This is a genomic window from Siccirubricoccus deserti, from assembly GCF_014283215.1.
Lineage (GTDB): Bacteria > Pseudomonadota > Alphaproteobacteria > Acetobacterales > Acetobacteraceae > Siccirubricoccus > Siccirubricoccus deserti.
The window spans coordinates 1-1,989 of the sequence record NZ_JACOMF010000189.1; the positions used below are offsets into that span (position 1 = coordinate 1).

At 71.3% G+C, this 1,989-nt stretch carries 2 protein-coding genes; both read right to left on the reverse strand.

Translation table 11 applies throughout. The features are described from left to right. Positions 1-40 precede the first annotated feature (40 nt). Positions 41-1,132: a DUF6745 domain-containing protein gene (locus H7965_RS29640; protein ID WP_186774063.1), complete on the reverse strand. Its 1,092-nt coding sequence runs from the start codon at positions 1,130-1,132 to the stop codon at positions 41-43. Positions 1,133-1,492: 360 nt separating this feature from the next. Further along, positions 1,493-1,852, reverse strand: a complete 360-nt coding sequence (locus H7965_RS29645; protein WP_186774064.1) for a hypothetical protein — start codon at positions 1,850-1,852, stop codon at positions 1,493-1,495. Positions 1,853-1,989 lie beyond the last annotated feature (137 nt).

Genomic DNA, 1,989 nt, shown 5'->3' on the forward strand with positions numbered 1-1,989 from the left:
CTCTCTCACGCCACGGCTCTGTGTAATAGCGCGGTCCGCATCACGCCTCGCAGATCCGCCGGTACTCCCCCTCGTTCATGCCGAAGCTACAGGCCACCGCCTCGCGCGCGGTGGCGACGTGCGGCGGCACGCTGATCCAGTGCTCCAGCGGCGTGCCATCCGGCCCCAGCCCGCGATCGTGGACGGCGACAAATACGCTCGGATCCTCGCTTCGGCCAAGCAGATAGAGACGCCCATGGGCGTCCTCCTGCATGGGGCGCGGGCGCAGCGCCGCCATGAAGCGTGCAGTTCCCATGGTCTGGATAGCCGGCGTGCGTCTGCGTGCCTCGGGCAGGCGCCGAAGCCGTCGGGCCAGCAGCCGGTCGGCCAACCCGTCCGTGGGCGCAAGGTCGAGCGCCAGCGCCAGCCCCAGGGCGTCATCCACCCAATGCAGTGCCGGCCACCAGGGCGCCCGCCGGGAGCGGCGCCAGCGCCCCTGCGGCGGCGCCGGCGCCGGCGCCGGCGTCAGCTGGTGCGACGCTCGCAGCGGCAGCACGAGTGCAACGCCATGGAAGACGCTGACCGCCTCGGCCATGCCGTCAAGCGCTACGGCGGCCCGCAACAGGCGCGGCACCCTGTCCTGCTCGACATCGACCATGGCGAGGGCGCTCACTCGCGCGCCCGGTTCGAAGGACCGGCCGCTGCGGCCGAGCACGGGCGCGTATTCGCCCCTCCAGAAGCCGAGGCGGTGCAACTCCGCCTCGATCGCTTCCAGCCTGAGCCGTTCAGGCTCCCCGCGGCCGCGCCATGCCGTCCCGACAAGCTGCGGGCCAGCGGGGGTCAACGCGTCGGCCTCGGCCAAAGCTGCCGCCAGGCGCGGCAGCACGACCGGTCGGGCGGGCGCGGCGCCGCCCAGCACGGCCCACCACCCGAGCCGCGGGCCGTATGCGTCGCTCTCCCGGCGCAGGCGCAGCCGCCACCAAACCGGCGCGAGCAGGTCTCCAAGGATCTGCAGGCTGGCCAGCGCACCGAGCGTGGCCCCTGCCGCCAGCACAGTCCCGCGCCAACCGAAGCCACTCAGCAGGCTGAGATCGGCCACTGCGGCGCCGATCAGGAGTGCGGCAAGCAGCAGCCGGACCACCCTCCGGAGCATGCCCGTAGCGCTGTGGCCTGGGCGCTCCAGCGACCGTACCCAGGGAACTCCGATGGTTGCGATAACGCCACAGAAGGCGGCGCTCTCCGCGTCGCCGTGCAAGGCGAGCCCCAGGGGCGGCGCCAGGAGACCGAGATACAGGTACAGGCTGACCGTCCTGAACATGGAGCCGTGCCCGATACGGCAGGCGAGCCGCGCGAAGTGCACCGCGTCACGCGCGACAAGAATGGCGGGTGAGGGGAGATGGCACGCCCGGTAGAGGTCGTCGACGGCGCTCCCGATCGCGGCCGCGGTGTGCGGCACTTAGGCTTGGGGCCGACAGCCGGGGTATACCGTGCAGCGTGAGCCATGGCGGTGCCCTCAATCGGCCACGGCGTGGTGGGCCGCACCTGCCGTGGCTGGGTCGTACCGCCGCTGCCAAACGATCCGCCAGATGCAGGGCTCCAGCGTCAGCGGCGCCTGCTCGGGATGGGTCAGGGTGAGGCTGCCGCCGGTGATTTCCAGCGATTCGGCCGAGCCGTCGCTATTTATGGATCGGAAGGCGCGAAGGCCGCAGACGAGCGGAACCAAATGCGTCGCGGCCGCCGATGCCGTGGCGGGCGGCATCAGGGCGCGCGCCTGATCGGCCGGCACAGGCATGGGCATCAGATCTGGTGGCAGGTGCGCTGCTGCGACCAGCAACACATCGCCTTGACGGTATTGGGCGCCGGTCCATGCCATGTCGTCCTCCGGGCTACGGACAAGGATGCCGCTCGGCCGCGATGGTAGCTCGGTGTGGCGCGGTTACGATATTAAACGCTGGCGCAGGCGCTTTGATCCCGCCGCCGTGTGCTGCCCGCAGTGCTTGAGACACCTCG

Coding starts and splice junctions, on each gene's coding strand:
- H7965_RS29640 (WP_186774063.1), bottom strand. CDS start 1,132: ATGCTCCGGAGGGTGGTCCGGCTGCTGCTTGCCGCACTCCTGATCGGC.
- H7965_RS29645 (WP_186774064.1), bottom strand. CDS start 1,852: ATGGCATGGACCGGCGCCCAATACCGTCAAGGCGATGTGTTGCTGGTC.